This is a genomic window from Flavobacterium sp. TR2 (genome assembly GCF_025252405.1).
Classification (GTDB): Bacteria; Bacteroidota; Bacteroidia; order Flavobacteriales; family Flavobacteriaceae; genus Flavobacterium.
In genome coordinates this window covers 1,805,220-1,824,231 of the sequence record NZ_CP104307.1, presented here as the reverse complement: position 1 = coordinate 1,824,231, position 19,012 = coordinate 1,805,220, and the positions used below count along the sequence as shown (strand labels likewise).

19 protein-coding genes are annotated in these 19,012 nt (G+C 34.0%); 12 read left to right on the top strand and 7 right to left on the bottom strand.

What is annotated here, in order from left to right; all coding sequences use genetic code 11:
- Positions 1-53 precede the first annotated feature (53 nt).
- The 6 genes from N4T20_RS08220 (at position 54) to murI (ending at position 6,687) form a co-directional block, all read left to right on the top strand.
- Positions 54-746, top strand: a complete 693-nt coding sequence (locus N4T20_RS08220; protein WP_260672559.1) for a DUF6089 family protein — start codon at positions 54-56, stop codon at positions 744-746.
- A 3-nt stretch (positions 747-749) separates the two neighbouring features.
- On the top strand, positions 750-1,490 hold the full coding sequence (locus N4T20_RS08215; RefSeq protein WP_260672558.1) for an isoprenyl transferase: 741 nt from the start codon (positions 750-752) through the stop codon (positions 1,488-1,490).
- A complete protein-coding gene (gene bamA, locus N4T20_RS08210; protein ID WP_260672557.1) occupies positions 1,423-4,161 on the top strand; it encodes an outer membrane protein assembly factor BamA in 2,739 nt (912 codons plus the stop codon). Before N4T20_RS08215 ends, bamA begins: the two co-directional genes overlap by 68 nt.
- Positions 4,162-4,203: 42 nt before the next feature.
- Complete coding sequence (locus N4T20_RS08205) at positions 4,204-5,244, top strand: OmpH family outer membrane protein (protein ID WP_260672556.1); 1,041 nt, start codon at positions 4,204-4,206, stop codon at positions 5,242-5,244.
- 14 nt (positions 5,245-5,258) lie between these two features.
- Positions 5,259-5,762, top strand: a complete 504-nt coding sequence (locus N4T20_RS08200; RefSeq protein WP_170830271.1) for an OmpH family outer membrane protein — start codon at positions 5,259-5,261, stop codon at positions 5,760-5,762.
- A 148-nt stretch (positions 5,763-5,910) separates the two neighbouring features.
- On the top strand, positions 5,911-6,687 hold the full coding sequence (gene murI / locus N4T20_RS08195; protein ID WP_260672555.1) for a glutamate racemase: 777 nt from the start codon (positions 5,911-5,913) through the stop codon (positions 6,685-6,687).
- Between the two features lie 4 nt (positions 6,688-6,691).
- Here murI and N4T20_RS08190 read toward each other — a convergent pair whose 3' ends face one another.
- Together N4T20_RS08190 and N4T20_RS08185 are read right to left on the bottom strand one after the other, a co-directional pair.
- Complete coding sequence (locus N4T20_RS08190; protein WP_260672554.1) at positions 6,692-7,927, bottom strand: aromatic hydrocarbon degradation protein; 1,236 nt, start codon at positions 7,925-7,927, stop codon at positions 6,692-6,694.
- A complete protein-coding gene (locus tag N4T20_RS08185) occupies positions 7,928-9,253 on the bottom strand; it encodes a DUF4270 domain-containing protein (RefSeq protein WP_260672553.1) in 1,326 nt (441 codons plus the stop codon).
- A gap of 231 nt (positions 9,254-9,484) precedes the next feature.
- Here N4T20_RS08185 and N4T20_RS08180 point away from each other — a divergent pair, with 231 nt between their 5' ends.
- The 5 genes from N4T20_RS08180 (at position 9,485) to N4T20_RS08160 (ending at position 13,630) form a co-directional block, all read left to right on the top strand.
- A complete protein-coding gene (locus N4T20_RS08180; protein ID WP_260672552.1) occupies positions 9,485-10,327 on the top strand; it encodes a DUF6268 family outer membrane beta-barrel protein in 843 nt (280 codons plus the stop codon).
- A gap of 14 nt (positions 10,328-10,341) precedes the next feature.
- A complete protein-coding gene (locus N4T20_RS08175) occupies positions 10,342-11,349 on the top strand; it encodes a Kelch repeat-containing protein (RefSeq protein ID WP_260672551.1) in 1,008 nt (335 codons plus the stop codon).
- Positions 11,336-11,668, top strand: a complete 333-nt coding sequence (locus N4T20_RS08170; protein ID WP_260672550.1) for a DUF4907 domain-containing protein — start codon at positions 11,336-11,338, stop codon at positions 11,666-11,668. The genes N4T20_RS08175 and N4T20_RS08170 overlap by 14 nt, the downstream gene beginning before the upstream one ends.
- Positions 11,669-12,784, top strand: a complete 1,116-nt coding sequence (locus N4T20_RS08165) for a sensor histidine kinase (protein WP_260672549.1) — start codon at positions 11,669-11,671, stop codon at positions 12,782-12,784. It begins immediately after the preceding gene.
- Between the two features lie 132 nt (positions 12,785-12,916).
- Positions 12,917-13,630, top strand: a complete 714-nt coding sequence (locus tag N4T20_RS08160; protein ID WP_260672548.1) for a LytR/AlgR family response regulator transcription factor — start codon at positions 12,917-12,919, stop codon at positions 13,628-13,630.
- 84 nt (positions 13,631-13,714) lie between these two features.
- Here the strand turns inward: N4T20_RS08160 and N4T20_RS08155 are convergent, their stop codons facing one another.
- Positions 13,715-14,233, bottom strand: a complete 519-nt coding sequence (locus N4T20_RS08155; protein WP_260672547.1) for a gamma carbonic anhydrase family protein — start codon at positions 14,231-14,233, stop codon at positions 13,715-13,717.
- Between the two features lie 10 nt (positions 14,234-14,243).
- Complete coding sequence (locus N4T20_RS08150; protein ID WP_260672546.1) at positions 14,244-15,233, bottom strand: type IX secretion system membrane protein PorP/SprF; 990 nt, start codon at positions 15,231-15,233, stop codon at positions 14,244-14,246.
- Positions 15,234-15,376: 143 nt separating this feature from the next.
- On the opposite strand from N4T20_RS08150, the gene N4T20_RS08145 reads away from it, so the two are divergent.
- Positions 15,377-16,276: a NifU family protein gene (locus tag N4T20_RS08145; RefSeq protein WP_260672545.1), complete on the top strand. Its 900-nt coding sequence runs from the start codon at positions 15,377-15,379 to the stop codon at positions 16,274-16,276.
- Positions 16,277-16,460: 184 nt separating this feature from the next.
- Here the strand turns inward: N4T20_RS08145 and N4T20_RS08140 are convergent, their stop codons facing one another.
- From N4T20_RS08140 to N4T20_RS08130, 3 genes are read right to left on the bottom strand one after another with little or no spacing between them, the layout of a single operon-like run.
- Entirely contained in the window at positions 16,461-17,111 is a 651-nt protein-coding gene (locus N4T20_RS08140) for a hypothetical protein (RefSeq protein WP_260672544.1), read from the bottom strand.
- Between the two features lie 11 nt (positions 17,112-17,122).
- Entirely contained in the window at positions 17,123-18,121 is a 999-nt protein-coding gene (locus tag N4T20_RS08135) for a hypothetical protein (protein ID WP_260672543.1), read from the bottom strand.
- Positions 18,122-18,123: 2 nt separating this feature from the next.
- Positions 18,124-18,798 carry a phage baseplate assembly protein V gene (locus N4T20_RS08130; RefSeq protein WP_409559629.1) on the bottom strand — a complete coding sequence of 225 codons (675 nt, stop codon included), beginning with the start codon at positions 18,796-18,798 and terminating at the stop codon, positions 18,124-18,126.
- Positions 18,799-19,012 lie beyond the last annotated feature (214 nt).

Here is a 19,012-nt window from a genome sequence, read left to right as displayed (position 1 = left end):
GGAACTTTGATTCGTATTGATAATTATTATATTTGCACGCAATTTTGAATTAAATGAAGAAAATTTTTAATTTATTGTTATGTTTTTTCCCTCTTATTACACTTAATGCTCAAATTAATGAGATTGGTGTTTTTCTAGGCGGAAGCAACTTTGTAGGCGATGTTGGAAAAACAACTTATATCGCTCCAGAAAAACTAGCTTTTGGTGTCCTATACAAATGGAATAGAAGTCCGAGGCATTCTTGGAGATTTTCTTACACACAATCAAACATTAGCGGAAATGACTTGCAGTCTGAAGAAACAGGAAGAAATCAGAGAGGTTATCGTTTTGACAATGATGTTAAAGAGTTTTCTGCAGGACTAGAATTTAATTTCTTTGACTTCAATCTGCATGACGATCATACAAAAATAACCCCTTATGTTTTTACCGGCCTAAATTACATTCTTTATGACAACTTGTATCGATACAGTACAAGTCCAAACGTAATATACTCTCAAAAAAACCGCGGTTCGGTAGCAATACCTATAACATTAGGCATAAAATCAAATATAACGCCTCGCTTTATCTTAGCAGCCGAAGTTGGAGCACGTTACACTTTTACAGACAACATAGACGGAAGCAATCCTAATACAAGCAGTACTGCTATCCTCAAATTTGGAAATTTAAATAATAATGACTGGTATGTTTTTTCAGGCCTTACCTTAACGTATACCTTTGGAAAAAAACCATGCTATTGCGCATACTAAAAAATGAATTTAATCGAATCAATAGATCACAAAAACTTACCTAAACACCTTGCCATTATTATGGACGGCAACGGGCGATGGGCAAAACAACAAGGCTATTTACGCGCGTTTGGCCATGAAAACGGAACAAAATCTGTAAAAGAAATCATCAAAACCTCGGCTAAGCTTGGAATTGAGTATCTAACCTTATATGCTTTTTCTACCGAAAACTGGAATCGACCTAAATTGGAAGTTCAGGCACTGATGAAAATATTGATTAATTCATTAAAAAAAGAGCTTGTTACCCTTCAAGAAAACAATATCAGACTTAATGCAATTGGAAATCTTGATAAATTACCAAAAACAGCCCAAAAAGAACTTTTGGATGTTATGGAAAAAACTAAAAATAACACTCGCTTAACCCTTACCCTTGCTTTAAGTTATGGCTCCAGAGAGGAGCTGGTAAATGCCGTAAAGTCAATTAGTGATAAAGTTAAAAATAATATAATTTCAATAGACACTATTGACGATTCAATTATAAATGAGCATCTTTACACGCAAAATTTACCAGACGTAGATTTATTAATACGAACAAGTGGAGAACATAGAATAAGTAATTTTTTGCTATGGCAGATTGCCTACGCAGAATTGTATTTTACTAATGTCTTGTGGCCAGACTTTAAAGACCAAGATTTATATGAGGCTATTATTAGTTATCAAAAAAGAGAACGTAGATTTGGAAAAACCAGTGAACAAATTAAATAATTTTTTAGTGTTGCAAAAAAAAATACAAATAGTCTTTACCCTTTTGCTATTGGGTAGTTTTTCACAAATTAAAGCACAAGAAAGAGTTCCTTTTGATCAAGGAAAAAAATATATTCTAGCTAAAGTTTCTGTTGTTGGTAAAATAAGCTTCAATGAACAGACTGTTGTTACCTTTTCAGGACTTCAAAAAGGCCAGGAAATTACTGTGCCTGGAGAAGAAATAAGCAGCGCTATTAAAAAATTAGGAAAACTAGGACTTTTTGATGAGATCGCTTTCTATGTTAATAAAGTAGAAAATGACAGCATCTATCTAGACTTAGATATTGTCGAGCTTCCTAAATTAAATGAGGTTAAAATTGTTGGTGTCAAGAAAAGCAAAGTCGAAGCTCTAATTAAGGATAACAACCTGACAAAGAACAAAATTGTCAACGAAAACTTAATTACAACCACTAAAAATTATATCGAAAACAAATACAAAAAAGAAGGTTTTTATAACACAAAAGTTACTATTACCAATACTCCAGATACTATCAACGGACATCAAGTTAATATGCTTGTCAGGATAGACAAAGGAGACAAAGTTAAAATCAGCAGCATTGATTTTACAGGAAACAAACAGCTTACTGGCAATCAATTGCGTGCTGCAATGAAGGATACAAAGCAGAAAAATTTTATTCGCGTATTTAAAGCTTCTAAATTTATTCCTGAGAAATACAAAACTGACTTAGAAAAAGTAATTGCAGCCTATAAAGAAAAAGGATACCGCGATGCCCGTATTATTTATGATTCTGTACAATATAGCAAGCAGAAAAATACTCTTGCAATTAAAATTAATGTAGAAGAAGGAAACAAATACTACTTCGGAAACATTAAATTCATAGGAAATACCGTTTATTCTGACCAGCTTTTAAGCCGTTATTTAGGAATCAAAAAAGGAGAAACTTATAATGGTGTTTTACTAGAAAAAAGAATTGCTGACAAGACAAAACCAGACGCAGAAGACATTACCAATCTGTACCAAAACAACGGTTATTTATTCTCAAACATTAATGCTGTAGAGGTAAAAACAGTTAATGACACTATCGATTTTGAGATTAGAGTTACAGAAGGTCCAATTGCATATTTTAACAAAATTACGGTTGTTGGAAACGACAAAACGAATGACCACGTTATTTATCGTGAGTTAAGAACAAAACCAGGCGAAAAATACAGTAAAGAACAATTAGTTAGAACAATTCGTGAGATCGGACAATTAGGTTTCTTTGATCCTGAAGCAATCGATCCGAAATTTAAAAACGTAGACGCCGGAGCAGGAACTGTTGATATTGAATACCACGTAGTTGAAAAAGGATCTAGCCAGGTCGAACTTCAAGGAGGTTATGGTGGTGGAGGTTTCATTGGGACATTGGGACTTTCGTTTAATAACTTCTCGGCACGTAAAATATTCGATAAAGAAGCCTATAAGCCTTTACCAATGGGAGATGGACAAAAAGTAGCTCTTCGTTTGCAAGGAAGTACTTATTTCCAAACCTATAGCTTATCTTTCTCAGAACCATGGTTTGGAGGAAAAAAACCTGTACAGTTTAGTTCATCTATTTCATACAGTAAGCAATTTCTTAACAATTACATCACTCGAACTGTCGATAAAAGCAAAAGTTTTAATATTTTTACAGTTCAAGTTGGTTTAGCAAAAAGATTAACAGTGCCAGATGACTATTTTGTATTATCACAATCTTTGAGCTATCAGCATTATGACTTGAACAATTATAATACAGGTTTGTTTACTTTTGGTAATGGTGCATCAAGAAACCTAGCATATACTATCGGACTTTCAAGAAGCAATAAAGGGGTAAACCCGATATTCCCAACGTATGGTTCTGAATTTAGTATTTCTGCAAAAGTTACACCTCCGTATTCTTTGTTTAATGGTATAGATTATGGCGATTTAAAAAATCAGAAAGAATACAAAACACAATATACTGGAGAAAACAGATCAGATGATTATGGCCAACCTCTTAACAAAGGCGACTATTACAAAACTGATAGTTCAGGAAAAATTACAAGCGTTGGGTCAGATTATGCAAGCGCCGATACAGACGTAGCAAAAGTCGATCAGAAAAAATACAATTGGTTAGAATATTATAAAGTTAAATTTAAAGGAGACTGGTACACTAAAGTATATGGAAAATTAGTCTTAAGAACCCTAACAGAGTTTGGTTTCTTAGGAGCGTATAACCAAGAAAGAGGTGTAATTCCGTTTGAACGTTTTTACTTAGGAGGTGATGGTATGGCGAACTACTCAATGGATGGTAGAGAGACTATTCAGTTGAGAGGTTATCCAAACAACTCTTTGACTCCTGTAAATATTAATGGGGATGCGATTGGAGCAACGATTTACAACAAATTCTCTATGGAATTGCGTTACCCAATTACATTAAAAGCGTCGGCTTCTATTTTTGCCTTAACGTTTTTAGAAGCAGGTGCATCGTATCCGACGTTTAAAGATTACAACCCATTCGATTTAAGTCGTTCTGCTGGTGCTGGTTTACGTGTATTCATGCCTGCATTTGGATTATTGGGTATCGACTTTGGTTACGGATTTGACGCCCTTCCAGGACAAACAAAAGCAAATGGATGGGAAACACACTTTATCATTGGACAACAATTTTAGTGAAATAACGTTTGGTTAAAAATCATCAAATAAAGTTATGTTATGAGAAAACAATTTTTATTTATATTTTTAGCCTTGATTGTAGCAAATACAAGTCAGGCGCAAGGAAAGACTACTCGAATTGGCTACATCGACATGGAATATATTTTAGAAAATGTTTCCGATTATAAAGAAGCCAAATCACAATTGGAGCAAAAAGCCCAAAAGTGGAAACAGGAAGTTGAGGCTAAAAAATTAAATATAAACAACTTGAAGGAAAGCTTAAAAACAGAAAAAGCTTTGCTTACAAAGGAATTAATAGAAGAAAGAGAAACAGAAATTAAGTTTCTTGAACAGGAAATGATGGATTATCAGCAGAAACAGTTTGGTTCTGACGGAAATCTAATGAGACAGAAAGCAGCCTTGGCTAAACCTATCCAAGATCAGGTTTTTACAGCTGTGCAAGATATAGCAGAAGCAAAAAATTACGATTTTGTTTTTGATAAATCATCAGATCTTACCATGCTTTTCAGCAATAAAAGATTTGATATCAGCGATCAGGTTTTAAGAATTTTAAACCGTACTGAAAAACGTGAACAGCTGACAAAAAAACAATTGAAAGAGCAAGAGGCTAAAGAAAATATTGAAAATGCAATTGACGAAAATCCAGCAATGGCAGATCGCCAGAAAGCACTTGACGAAAAAAGAGCAGCCAGAGAAAAGCTAATTCAAGACCGAAAATTAGAGCAGGAAGCTAAGAGAAAAGAGTACGAGGACAGAAGAAAAGCTTTACAGGAAGAAAGAGAAGCTAAAAAAAATGGCACGGTTTCTGGAACAGCTCCAGCAGCAGCAGTACCTGCCGCAGCAACAGATGCTGCTAAGACAAGCTCAACTGCTAAAACTGCAACGCCCGCACCTGCCGCTACAGGAGAAAAACCTGCCGGTGAACAGCCTGCAATGACAAAAGCAGAAGAAAGACAATTGCTTTACGAACAGCGTAAAAAAGAATTGGAAGAAAGAAGAAAGAAAATTTTAGAAGAAAGAGAAGCGGCTAAAAAAGCGAAAGAGGCCGAAACGCAAAAAACAAATACGACCAATAATTAATTAATATTTTAAAAATGATGAAACAAATCAAAACTTTACTAATTGCTGCAATTCTTATTTTAGGAGCAAGTAACACAATGAACGCGCAAGCGAAGGTAGCTCATGTTGATGTAAGCGAGATCATGTCGAAAATGCCTGCTATGCTAGATGCTCAAAATCAACTGCAAAAATTAAGTGGTACATACGATGCTGAATACAAAAAAATGGTTGACGAATATCAAGTGAAAATCAAAAAGTACGAAGCTGAAGCAGCAACTGTAACTGATGCTGTAAACGGTGAGCGTTCTAAAGAGGTTCAAGATATGCAAAAGAGAATTGTTGATTACAGAGACAATGCTCAAAAAGAATTGCAACAAAAAGAAACTGATATAGTAAAACCATTAATGGAAAAAGTTAGAGCTTCTATCCAAAAAGTTGGAAAAGCTAAAGGTTTCCAATATGTTTTAGACGGTTCTACTTTATTATTAGCTGATGGTCCAAACATCACTGCTGACGTTAAAAAAGATTTAGGATTCTAAGAAATTAAATCTCGATAATCAAGCTGCTCAATAGTACAATTTGAGCAGCTTTTTTTTTACAAAAATTTTAAGCTGATCTTTGGCATTATTTCAAGATTTCACTTAACTTAGAATAATAAATTATATTAAAAAATATTAAATTTGCTTTATGATAAACAATAATCCTATAGGCGTTTTTGATTCTGGCATTGGCGGAACTTCCATTTGGAACGCCATTCATGACTTGCTTCCAAATGAAAAAACCATTTATCTGGCGGACAGTAAAAATGCTCCCTATGGTCAAAGAAGCAAAGAAGAGATTGTTGCATTGAGTAAAAAAAACGTCGAATTTTTACTAGAAAACAACTGCAAACTAATTGTTGTGGCCTGCAATACTGCTACAACAAATGCTATAGTTGAACTACGTGCAGATTATGATATTCCGTTTGTTGGAATCGAGCCTGCCATTAAACCTGCTGCAAACAACTCGCAAACGCAGGTTATTGGTATTCTTGCTACACAAGGAACACTAAACAGTGAGCTGTTTAACAAAACTGCCGAAATGTTTCAAAACACCAAAATTATTGAGCAGGTTGGGCACGGACTTGTACAGCTTATTGAAGATGGCAACTTGCATTCTCCAGAAATGACGCAATTGTTAGAATCATATCTTCAGCCAATGATTGAAGCTAATATTGATTATCTGGTTTTAGGATGCAGCCACTACCCTTATCTAATTCCTCAGATAAAAAAAATTCTCCCAGATCATATTAAAATAATAGATTCAGGAGAAGCTGTTGCGCGCCAAACTAAAAATCTGCTTAGAGATAAAGTTGGTTTTTCTGAAAGTACAGATACCGATCCTATATTTTATGTCAATTCTGATCCTAAGGTTTTAGAATCTATATTGGAATACAAATATCCTGTAATCAAAAAAGACTTTTAGTTTGCTATTCAAATTTTCGCTTGACGAACCAAATTCCGTCCAACGATAAATTGAGCGATATTTTATGGTAGTTTTCTTTTATTAAATCATTTGCAATCCTGCCCTTTTGTCCGTAAGAGTAAGAAATATTGAGTGACGAAAATGTATTTTCAATGGGCAGGTTTAGTCCAATAGAAATCGACGCACTGTTAACACGCTGTTTGTCTACTTCTAGATAACCGTTGTCAAAATTTACACCTGCCGCATACCCCACTCTATCCCAATATCTTCTCACATTTTTTTGGGCACTGTAAGTAAACCCGAGTGCAAAACGATCTTGATTGACAAATTCTCCATAAAGTTCAGACTGGTTTGTGTTTCTCCAAAAGCTTTTTTCATAATCTAAAGTCACATTCAGATTATTTTTAAATCGCTTGCTAGCTCCAAAACCAATTTCTAATGGCATATAATAATCGTCTGTATCTGAAGCTTTATCGGTTTCTATAGACGACTCCACCTCATCTGCTATACTTGTTACCGACTGCACTTTTGAAGCATTAACTCTAGTTGGAACTTTAAAAGTTGTTCCAATTGTAAATGTAGAATCTATTTTAAATTGAGCTCCTAAAGTAGCACGAACTCCTCTGTAATCGGTTTTCTTGTGTATTGTTGTAATTGCATTCGAAATTAGAAAAGCACGATCATCTACCGTATTTCCAAAAAGGAATGTCCCAGTCGCTCCTACTGTCAATTTTTTTCCAAATCTATATCCGTACGAAAAATCCAAATTATTCAAACCGCCCGATCCTTGCGCTGTAACATAATAATATTCCTGACTGTCGGCAATTGGAAGTTTTAAATTTGAGATTTTAAACACCGAACTCGAATACGGACGCAGCGCTAAACTAAACCCTGAATTTTTAGAAACAGGAAAAGCAAAGGCCAAATGAGAGAATTGAAAATTATTTCGCTTTTCTGTACGGTTGCTGCTCTGATAAGTTGTTGCAATTGCTTTCCCTCCAATATCAAAAAGAAAATGATTCTGATACATAAATCCTAAAGACGCTGGATTTAGATTGTTTATAAAAGTATCTGAGGGCAATGCAATTCCAGAACCACCAATTGAAGGCAGATAACCAAAATCTGAATCATACAAACTTCCTACCCCATAAAGCGAATACGGAGAGCTTGAAATACTTTGAGAAAACGAAGTCAGCGACATTAAAAGGAAGCAGCTCCATAAAACAATTTTATTTTTCATTTAGTAAGAGATGTAATAAATTTTCAGCTGGATTTTATTGTTCAGATGCTTTTGATCGCCTAAAACGATTCTATTAACAGATTGTGCAATTCCTGGCAAGGTTAAAATAAGCGATGATCTGGAATCAGATTGTTTGAGCATTTCTTTTTGAAGAAAGCTTCCGACTGAGATTGAATACCCAACATTTTCATTAAACTCATCACTGCTTTTACTCAGCTTTCCATAGACAGAGGCACCGGCAGCATTCAAAAGATTGCCGCTTATTCTATTTAAATTGTCTCCTACATACACGGTTAGCGAGTCTGCTAGAGGATATTTCTCCGAATACGTATTATTAACAGGTTTAAGAATTAATTGTGCATCTACAATAGCGCCGTTTGCCGAAATATTCTTAAACTGCTTTATGTTTGGAAAATCAATCCGGCAGGCAACACCTGTTCCAGATTGCACAAACCCCTGATTATTGAGTAGTGCGCTGGATAACGTCTCCGTGGAAGCAGGCAGATTTTGCAATATCGTTCCTGTTTTATCAAGCGAAATAGAATTAAACTGTTTTGATGTGTCCAAAATTGAAAAATCAATTCTAAAAGGGGTTTCAATATCTGTTTGATACTTAGAGTAATATAATCGAAGCTTACTTTCAGAAACACTAAATCCGATGACATTGGAAGAGCTTGAATTTTCAGGAACCAATACAAATCCTTTCAGGTATTCTGTAAAACTGTCAAAATCTGTAACCTCTCTTTTCTTTATTTTTTGAAAAAGAGCTTCTCCAAATTCTTTACTCATTTGCACATTGATTGAATCTTTTTCCTTAGGTCTCGGTTTATACGATATCGTACCTAAACTTTCAGGACTGTAGGTTAGGGTCGAATTATTATAGAAATTATTATCTTCTTTATTTGGCTTCACTTTTTGAGTCAGCCTGTGGATATTAAACGTCTGGACTTTTGTGGTATCTCCATAATAATACCTGTCATACTTCAGAATCATAGAAATAGAATCGAAAACATAATTTGTAGACTCGGTGTCAGATCCAATGCTATTTAACGCATAAATATCTGTGGAAAGCTGAAAATAACTATCCGATTTTACTTTTCCGAAAATAGGATCATCATAGTTTCCAATCAGAATTCTTCCTCGGCTTGAGGTTGCCAGTGAATCAAAATTAATCGTCGACATATTGACTGTAACCGTATCGATCAAAATCACTTTATTACTCAAAGCCAAATAATCTGACCCTACAGTAAACTCCCCCGTATCTGTATCTGTACCGCATGAAAATAAGCTTAATACAAAAAGCAGTATCAATATAAACTTGTGCATAATTAATTTTTTGGGCAAATATAAATTGCCCGCTTTGGCAACACACTATAACATATACTACCATGCTTTTTTAAGCTACAAATCGCATAAAATAATCTATAATTGAAATTCTATCCGCAAATTTTGATTCGACCCGAAAAACAGCGATTTTGTCTATCAAAACCCGTCATATATATATCTTCTTTTTTTTAAGAGCTCCATCCCTCTAATTTTGAGCCAATAAAATAAATAATGGAAGTAAGATTTTTAATATGTTCTCTTTTTTTGATTTCATTTTTAGGTTTAAAAGCTCAGGAAAATTTTAGCGCTTCTATAAATTTCAAAACTGAGCCAACAGAAAAGATAAATTTTAGCGAAACAGACATTGCTCTTTTTTATCAAAAGAAACTTGGAGCAAAAAGCAAAATAGCGAACACGTTAGAATATGTGAATTGGAGGGTGAATTACGAATTGAATCCTTATAATTTTTATGCAGATCAAGATAAATTCAACCAAGTGCAAAACAAATTTGAATATTCATCTGAAATAGCAGAAAAAACCAAATGGAAGCTTTCTGTTATTCCGACGGCAAATTTTCAAAGCAAATTGGATTTTTCAGATGTTACTGTTTTGGGGAGTTTAGAAATCACCCAACAAATTGGTTTAAAACTGAATATAATTGCCGGAGCTGGCAGAACATCCGTTTTTGGAGCGCCAAAAATTACGCCTATTATTGCTTTTGATTATAAAATGAATGAGAAAACCGATTTCAGAATCGGACTCCCAGATTCGAGAATTTCTTATTCTAATAATGACCGAAACAAATTTAGTCTGACAAATAGCTTTAATGGAAATTTTTACCATTTGGATGAAACATCCAAAACAGATAACAATGCCGAAAAAGCCGTTTTATCGCAAATGACAACAGCTTTAGAATACGAAAGAAATGTTGGAGGCAATTGGTTTTTACATTTTAAAGCCGGTTATGATTTCAACAAAAAATACAATTTACTAGATAATAGCGACCATAAAATTTACGACTACAGCACAGGAAACGGCTGCATTTTGGGAATAGGGATCAAATACAAACAATAAATATTAAATACACTATGATTAATCTAAAAAAAGGAATTTTATTCACAGCGCTTTTTTCGAGCCTCTTTTTTATAAGCTGCAGCAATGATAATGACGATGATGATTTGGTAGGAAACTGGATTAAAAAATCTGCCTTTGACGGCCCTGCAAGATCTAGTGCTACAAGTTTCGTTATCGGAGATTATGCTTATGTCGTAGGCGGCTACACTGGCGATGTTTATTTAAAAGATTTGTGGGTGTACAACTCAAACGGAGATTATTGGGAACAGAAAGCAGATTTTAGCGGTGTTGGAAGAAGTTCTGCTTCAAGTTTTGCGCTAAACGAAAAAGGCTACGTAGGTTTAGGCTATGACGGAACAAATAAATTGAAGGACTTTTACCAATATGATCCTGCTGCAAACAGCTGGACTCAAAAAACAGACTTTGCCGGAACGGCTCGTTATGCTGCTGTTGGCTTTCAAGTTGGCGGTAAAGCATACTTTGGAACTGGTTATGACGGAAACTACTTAAAAGATTTTTATCAGTACGATGACCAAGCAAATACGTGGACTCTTGTAAACGGCTTCAGCGGTAACAAAAGACGTAATGCGACTGTTTTTACAATTGCAGATAAAGCTTACCTCGTAACTGGCGTAAACAATGGTGTTTATCAAGAAGATTTTTGGGAGTTTGATCCATCAACAGATGTTTGGACAAGAAAGCGAGATATTGATAAAGATACAGATGACGATTACAGCTATAACGACGATTATGCTATTGTACGTTCTAACGCATCGAGCTTTTCTATGAATGGTTTAGGGTATGTTGTAGGAGGCGAAAACATTAAAACGGTTTGGGAATACAATCCTGCAACTGATTTATGGACAGAAAGAACTCCAATGGAAGGCGCTACAAGAACAGATGCTGTTGGTTTTGCCATCAATAACCGCGGATTCTATATGTTGGGCAGAGTTGGTTCTACTTACTTTGATGATGCTTGGGAATTTAAACCGTTAGACGAGCAAAGCGATGATGATAACTAATACTCAACAATTCTTCTGGAGTACTATCCAGAAGAATTTAATAATTTTTATTCTCCTTTTGCTTTTTGCCTCGTGCGCAAAAAAAGAAGCCTTAACAGCGGCATCTTTTAAAACAAATTCTGGATGGGGATATACAATTGTCTACAAAGAAAAAATTTTAATTAAACAATCCATCATTCCTGTAGTAAGTAATGCTAAAAGCTTTGAAACAGAAAGTGATGCCTTAAAAGTTGCCGCACTTGTAAAGCAGAAACTCAAACAAAACTTATCTCCGACGGTAACCAAAAATGAACTAATTTTATTAAAAATAAAATTGTAAATGCAGATAGATACCATTAAAAATAGCGGTTATAGCAAAATATTGTTCCATTGCACAATATGGATTTTCTTTATTTTAACATCTTTAATTCAGTTTTATGAAAGTCCATTTAAAATTGGCAGTGACTTTTACGCCCAATGGTTTACTGGAATTTTACTGTTCTATCTGAACTATTTTTATTTGGTTCCTAATTATCTGTTGCAAAAAAAATATTGGACCTATTTTGCGTTTGCCTTTGTTCTGATTGTGTTGTTTATGGCGATACGCTTAAATTATTTTATTCCTGAGTCAAGGCATCTAAGGCCCGAAAATTTAATGCTTCGCAAGACAATGCCTCCTAATCCTAATTTTTTTCCAAGAAATGACAAAATGCATCACAGAATAGAAATAAGACAGCCACTTTTCTTTAAAATTGCCCCATCTTTTTTCTATATTTTGATTATTACCATTTCAGCCATTATTAGAACGCTAACTGAATTTTATAATAATCAGCAAAATAAACTGATTGCCGAAACGCATCGAACAAATACAGAATTAATCTACCTGCGCAAACAAACTAATCCGCATTTTTTATTTAATTCTTTAAACAGTATTTATTCATTGGCACACAAAAAATCTGATTTGGTCCCTGACGCCATCGTGACTTTGTCTGAACTAATGCGGTATATGCTGTATGAAACAGACAACAAAACGGTGGCTTTAGAAAAAGAGGTCAATTATATCCAGAATTACATCGAATTGCAAAAACTGCGATTAAACAATATTGAAGACATTGTAATTAATGTGCATGGCGATACCAAAAACAAATTTATCGAGCCTTTGCTATTGATTTCTTTTGTAGAAAATGCTTTTAAATACGGAACAGATTATAAAGGTGCTGCTCACGTAAAAATCAAAATTCTCATTACCGATCATAATCTTGACTTTTGGATCGAAAATACAATAGAAAACTATGTGAAAGATCCCGAAAATTCAGGAATCGGATTAGTCAACATTCAAAGCCGTCTTGATCTTCTCTATCCAAACGCACACCAACTAACCATTACTCAGGATAATGACTATTACCGAGTTCATTTGAATTTAAAATTAGACGAAATTAAAACCGCAATAGATTAAAGAAACAATAACAGTCAACGCATAATTTTGATTTGCAAAAACCAGTATTTTATGAAAATTTTAAAACTTAATTTACTGGTTTAAAATTACTTTTGAATCCAAAATAAATTTTTAAACCCTAATTCAGATAAGATGAAATGTGTAATTATTGATGACGAACCTTTAGCTGTAGAATTACTGCAGGATTTTGTCAAAAAAGTAGATACTCTTGAGCTCATCAGCACTTTCAATAATGCTATTGATGCCGTTTCATTTATCAATCAGAATAATGTCGATTTGATTTTTCTGGATATTCAGATGCCGCATTTTTCTGGAATTGATTTTTTAAATACAATAGAAAAAAAGCCTCTGGTTATTTTTACGACCGCATATTCTGATTATGCTGTCGAAGGGTTTAATCTTGGCGCAGTCGATTATTTAGTCAAACCAATTCCGTTTCATCGATTTTTAAAAGCGGTGGTAAGGGCACAGCAAGTTTTACAGCCTGCAACAGCTCCAACTCTTACGGAAAACAATAATGCCCCAGAAATAGAACAGGATTTTATGTTTGTTCGAGCTGAATATGAAAACGTAAAATTGAATTTTGCTGATATTCTTTTTATTGAAGGCCTTAAAGATTATGTCAAAATTTACACCACCGACAATAAATTTACGCTAACATTAATCAGTTTAATAAAACTTGAAAATTTACTTTCGAGCAAAGGTTTTGCGAGAATTCACAGATCATACATTATTAATATCAAGCACGTAAAATCGATTCAGAAAAACAAGGTTTTAATAAGCGACAAAAGAATTCCAATCAGCGAAAGCTACAAAAACACTTTCTTCGAAAAGATCAACCTTTAGTTTTTCTAAATTCCAATAAAAAAATCCAAATTTCAAAAAGCTTAAACTCTTGGAATTTGGATTTTTTTTTGAGATTTTTAACGTTTAATCTTCGTTTTTAAACCAGCTCGAATACATCACGTAATTATTCGAAATGCGTTCAATTTCGCCTGCAAAATCAGACTGGTCAATGTCTTTTACTTTTTTGGCAGGAACACCGGCATAGATACTTCCAGAAGTCACAACCGTATTTTGGGTCACTACAGCCCCGGCAGCAATTATGGCATTGCTTTCTACCACGCAATTATCCATTACAATTGCCCCCATTCCGATCAGAACATTATCATGAATCGTACAGCCGTGAACAATTGCATTATGGCCAATTGAAACATTATTTCCTATAACGGTAGGATGTTTTTGATAGGTACAGTGAATGACAGCACCATCTTGAATGTTTACTTTGTTTCCGATTTTAATAAAATGAACATCACCACGAACCACAGCATTAAACCAAACGCTGCAAGATTCTCCAAAAGTAACATCTCCAACAATAGTAGCATTTTCGGCAACATAACAATCCTCTGGAATAAGAGGCGATTTTCCGTTTACAGATTTAATCAGCATAAAAATAAATTTAGTTAATGGCAGGACAATTACAATCGTAACGTTCTTTTTTACAGAATAAATTAATCCCTAAAGTAATTTGGTGATAACCGCCAGTGTCAAACTTAACATTTCCCATTACCTGAGAATAGGTGTAAGCAAACATAAAATTCTTGAAGTTAACTCCAATAATTGGCGTAAAGTATTGCAATTTCTGAGAAGCTACCCCGTTTCCTCCTATATATTGCGCTCCATCAAAACCAGCTCTATAAGATAATGCAGCCCACAGACTTCCAAAATCCATGTTTTTGTAGGCTTTCATATTCAAGTCAAGTGTTTTTTCTTTGGTCTGGTCAAACAGCTGAAAAAGAATCGAAGGCTCCCAAGTCCAATTATCGTTTTTACCAAATACATAACCTGCACTGAATAAAAACTTTCTCAAATTATCGCTTTCATAATCTGTGTAAAGCTCTCTTCGCGTTTCAAGCAATCCCTGAACTGTTGCGTGCGCGTAAAAATTCAGATAATTGTAAGAGGCTCCAACATCAATATTAAAGTAAGAATCTTTCTGAATGGAACCATAAACGATCGGATCAAAAGTTCCTCCAAATTTTGTTTCGTCTAATTGATTTTGTATTAAACCTCCGCTGATTCCAAAAGAAAGCTGATTCAAATCCAGCTCATCTCTTGAAAACATAATATGGTGCGCATAAGTCAGTTTTACACCTTTTTCAGAATGATATCCGTTTTTGTCATTAAAAACAATAATCCCAGCTCCAGAACGTTCTCCTATTCTTCCATTAAAACTCAAAGTCTGCAGTGATGGTGCGTCCTCTTCTCCAAACCATTGTTTTCTTGCTGTTAGTCTTATTTTAGCACAGTTCGCTGCACCAGCCATTGACGGGTGAATAAGGTAGTAATTATCAGACAAATAATCCGAGTAAACAGGTATTCCCTCTTGAGAGTAAGAGTAAAAAGAAGTGATGAGAAAAATTAATAAAACCTTGATTTTTAATTTCATAAAGACAAAATTGTTTCTTTATAATTTTCACTCTCGCAATTTAACACGATTTATTTGAAAAGAGTCTTAATTATTTCATTAAAAAATCAAATATAGCCATTAGTAGAAAATAACTTTAGTAAATTTGCAAAAAATATATTACCATGACTAAAATCACTATAAAAGAAACTCAAAATCCAACTATTTTAAAGTTCGAATTTGATGATTTTATTACTCAGAATCAAAACTTTGAGTTCAAAAATATTGATGAAGCACAGGCTTCTCCCCTGGCAAAGCAATTATTCTATTTACCGTTTGTTAAAACTGTTTATATTTCTGGAAATTTTATCGCTATCGAAAGATATAGCATCGTGGATTGGGATGATGTAAAGGATGCAGTTGCAGAGCAAATCAGTGCTTTTGTAGACAAAGGAGGCGTTATCATTAATATTGATGAAACAAAACCAAAAAAACAGCCTATTACAGTTTATGGAGAAACTACTCCAAATCCTTCTGCATTAAAATTTGTTGTGAGCAGAATGCTTACCCGCACAGCTGTAGAGTATAAAAATATTGATCAGACCGCTTCTTCTCCATTAGCTCAGGAATTATTTAAATTCCCTTATGTTAAAGAAGTTTTTATTGACGAAAATTATATTTCGGTTACCAAATATGAAATCAATAACTGGGATGAAATCACTTTAGAATTGAGAACATTCATCAAACAGTTTATAGAAAACGGCGGAACTGTTTTAGACGAAAGTTTAATCCAGACTACAGCTAAAAATGAAGCATCCAAAGATGAGGCCTTTGACAAATTGGACGTTACTTCACAGCAAATCATTAACATCTTAGAAGAATATGTAAAACCAGCAGTAGCTGCCGATGGAGGAAATATTGCTTTTGAATCTTACAATGAAGATGACAAAACAGTAAAAGTATTGCTACAAGGTGCTTGCAGCGGCTGTCCTTCTTCTACTTTTACTCTAAAAAGCGGAATCGAAAATATGCTGAAAAGTATGTTAAATGATGAAGCTATTAAAGTGGAAGCTGTAAATGCTTAATCTTATTTAAAATTATATCGAAAAGCGTCTCGTTGAGGCGCTTTTTTTATTATTAAATACTAGATAGTCTCTCTGCTGTGTTGAGCTATTTTTAAAACTAAATGAAATTGATTTATAGTTAATGGTTAAGCCAAAATCTCCTTTAAAGAAGGTAACTTATTATAGTTACTAGAAAAATCATTGTTTATTTATCGAGAATTGTCCTAATAGAATCAATATCTGTTCGTTTATATCTTGACAATGCAAAAGCTTTATTTTTATATTTAAGCGTTTTCTGATATTGATGAAATCCCCAAGATTCAACGCTTATACTATCAACATAAAAATCATTGCTTTTAAATGAAACATAAGTTTTGGTATAAAAACCATTATTCCCTGTAATATCTTTAGAAATAACAAACCCATTACTATCAATGACTATCTTTTCATAATAGTTTGCTTCATTATTTTGTAAAACATTTTTGTATATTTTATAAAAATCACTTCTATTCTTTATTGTTTTAGCAATTATCAGAATTGGAAAATCAGAATCAGAATTTTTAGGGTAACAATCACCTATTCCGTTTTTATAAAAGGGTTTTAAAATAGCAAGTGTATCAATTGTTTTATTATTATCAAAATCAAAACTTAAAGGTTCGTCTTGATAATAGTTCGAGAATATAATTCCATATCTGTCTTCATAACCCTGAATTTGCTCTAAACAATTTTTTTCTATAGAACTACTTTTGGGTATCTTGATAGTGTCTTTTGGATTATCACTTGTGCTATTATTTGCAATTTTAGAGCAAGAAATAAAGAATAAAATGATTGTAAACATGTACAACGTTAATTTCATAGTTTCTAAATTTAAAATGTTGTCCAAAACATTGTTCCAGATTTGAATCCTGTTGATTTTAAACTTTCATGCACCACACTATTATTTTGAGAATTTGTTCTTGCTCCTGAAAAAACTCCATTTTCATTTAAAATTGAACCATCAGCTACATTTTTAAGTCTATATTCTTCTTTTGAAAAAATTGAATTAATTATAGCATTCCTATTGACTTTAGCTTTGTTCGAATCTACATTCCAAAAGTCGATAGCTAAATCTAAATGTTTTTTTATAATCGTCACACTTTTGTATTGTTTAAATTTAGGATGATCTAATTCTCCGCTTCGCGTAAAAAAATCTAAACCATCCCAAAAATATGAATCACTGGTTGGATCATTCTGACCACTTAAAACGCTAATCATCGCTGATCTGGCAAAACAATGATTTTCTGCATTTGAAGTTACAGGTATAGTTTTAATCTTATCAGACTCTTTTACAGAAGAATAACCTGTTTTAAATAATTCATTAAAAGTATTCTTGCCTCTTTTATATTTAGAATTCAAAGCATTATTTACTGTATGTGCAATCCACAAAGCCGTATCTTTATTTCCTGTTAACGAAGCTTCGTGCCAAATTAAATAGGAATTGTTTATAAATTTGTCATGTGTAATATTAATATTATTCTCTTTCAAAATCTTTGTATTGTTGTATGTAACAAAATCATCCCCATTTTTATTTTTTTGAGTAGATTTACCATCGCATACATACACATCATCAACACTTCCCTCAAAATCCGGTTCATCTATTTTTCCTTCAAAAGCTCCGTCTTTATTATAAAAATGCCCATTTACATACACTATTCTGTCATCAAGTCTTAAAGGAGGTGCTTCAATAGGGTCTCCATAAGAATAACTCTCCGCCGTTTCATTTATAAAACCTTGAGCATTAAAGGTGATATTGCCTTCCGAATACATATAATGGTTTCCTTTGGTATATATTGTTGTTGTTCCCTCAACTATTCTTATTCTGCTCATTATTAATTATGTCTGGTGTTTTCTCCACTGTTATTTTGTATCTGTTTTTGGGCGTTCTTATTCAAATCGCCTTCGGTATAATGATTTAAACCTTCCTTGCTATTGTCATGTCTGTCCTTTTCGGTTCTAGATTCAAAATTCCCTTTAATATGTTCAGAGTATTTTCCATTAATAATGGCACTAAAATCAGTTCCAACATCAAGTCCTTTTGTTCCTCCAATACTTTCACTATGATTTAATCCGATCATATCGGTTTTGTTTATTGTAACATTCGTTGACATATTATTTCCCACATTAATGACAAGGTCTTTACAGTTAAGAGTTAAAGTGCCTGGAGTTGTTAATGTCATATCTTTATTCTTCTCATTCAAATAAATTTCATTCCCGCTAGGGTCTGAAAGCCTGATGCCAATTTTTTCTATGAACTTAAGCATCTGTCCAAATCTAAATTTCCAGCCCTTGATGCTGTTTTTCGGGTCAAAAAACTCCGGTTTTGCCTGCCCGTTGTAATGCGAGCCTGACACATACGGTCTCTCGACATTGCCGCCTTCAAAACTCACCAATACTTCGTCGCCAATTTCGGGCCTGTGATACGTGCCTCTTGACGGACCTGCGTAATGCTGCACCACACGCATCCAGTCGCTATCGTTTCCCCAGCCGTTCCAGTAAAATTCCACTTTTACGCGTCCCAGACCTTCGAGGTCGTTGTTGTCTGTTACTTTTGCGGGTTGGGTTTCGGCTTCGGCAAAGGCTTTTACTTCTGTATAATGCGGCGCCGCAACATCTGAAGGGATCGCCCTGAACTCGCAACTATAGTTTCCATTTACTTCTGAGTGATGGACAACCTCTATGGCAACCTGCTATCACTAGTATCTTACTCTTACCCGTATA

What these genes read in the sequence shown, in the direction of transcription:
- N4T20_RS08220 (WP_260672559.1), top strand. Translation starts at nt 54, where the DNA reads ATGAAGAAAATTTTTAATTTATTGTTATGTTTTTTCCCTCTTATTACA.
- N4T20_RS08215 (WP_260672558.1), top strand. Translation starts at nt 750, where the DNA reads ATGAATTTAATCGAATCAATAGATCACAAAAACTTACCTAAACACCTT.
- bamA (WP_260672557.1), top strand. Translation starts at nt 1,423, where the DNA reads ATGAGGCTATTATTAGTTATCAAAAAAGAGAACGTAGATTTGGAAAAA.
- N4T20_RS08205 (WP_260672556.1), top strand. Translation starts at nt 4,204, where the DNA reads ATGAGAAAACAATTTTTATTTATATTTTTAGCCTTGATTGTAGCAAAT.
- N4T20_RS08200 (WP_170830271.1), top strand. Translation starts at nt 5,259, where the DNA reads ATGATGAAACAAATCAAAACTTTACTAATTGCTGCAATTCTTATTTTA.
- murI (WP_260672555.1), top strand. Translation starts at nt 5,911, where the DNA reads ATGATAAACAATAATCCTATAGGCGTTTTTGATTCTGGCATTGGCGGA.
- N4T20_RS08190 (WP_260672554.1), bottom strand. Translation starts at nt 7,927, where the DNA reads ATGAAAAATAAAATTGTTTTATGGAGCTGCTTCCTTTTAATGTCGCTG.
- N4T20_RS08185 (WP_260672553.1), bottom strand. Translation starts at nt 9,253, where the DNA reads ATGCACAAGTTTATATTGATACTGCTTTTTGTATTAAGCTTATTTTCA.
- N4T20_RS08180 (WP_260672552.1), top strand. Translation starts at nt 9,485, where the DNA reads ATGGAAGTAAGATTTTTAATATGTTCTCTTTTTTTGATTTCATTTTTA.
- N4T20_RS08175 (WP_260672551.1), top strand. Translation starts at nt 10,342, where the DNA reads ATGATTAATCTAAAAAAAGGAATTTTATTCACAGCGCTTTTTTCGAGC.
- N4T20_RS08170 (WP_260672550.1), top strand. Translation starts at nt 11,336, where the DNA reads ATGATGATAACTAATACTCAACAATTCTTCTGGAGTACTATCCAGAAG.
- N4T20_RS08165 (WP_260672549.1), top strand. Translation starts at nt 11,669, where the DNA reads ATGCAGATAGATACCATTAAAAATAGCGGTTATAGCAAAATATTGTTC.
- N4T20_RS08160 (WP_260672548.1), top strand. Translation starts at nt 12,917, where the DNA reads ATGAAATGTGTAATTATTGATGACGAACCTTTAGCTGTAGAATTACTG.
- N4T20_RS08155 (WP_260672547.1), bottom strand. Translation starts at nt 14,233, where the DNA reads ATGCTGATTAAATCTGTAAACGGAAAATCGCCTCTTATTCCAGAGGAT.
- N4T20_RS08150 (WP_260672546.1), bottom strand. Translation starts at nt 15,233, where the DNA reads ATGAAATTAAAAATCAAGGTTTTATTAATTTTTCTCATCACTTCTTTT.
- N4T20_RS08145 (WP_260672545.1), top strand. Translation starts at nt 15,377, where the DNA reads ATGACTAAAATCACTATAAAAGAAACTCAAAATCCAACTATTTTAAAG.
- N4T20_RS08140 (WP_260672544.1), bottom strand. Translation starts at nt 17,111, where the DNA reads ATGAAATTAACGTTGTACATGTTTACAATCATTTTATTCTTTATTTCT.
- N4T20_RS08135 (WP_260672543.1), bottom strand. Translation starts at nt 18,121, where the DNA reads ATGAGCAGAATAAGAATAGTTGAGGGAACAACAACAATATATACCAAA.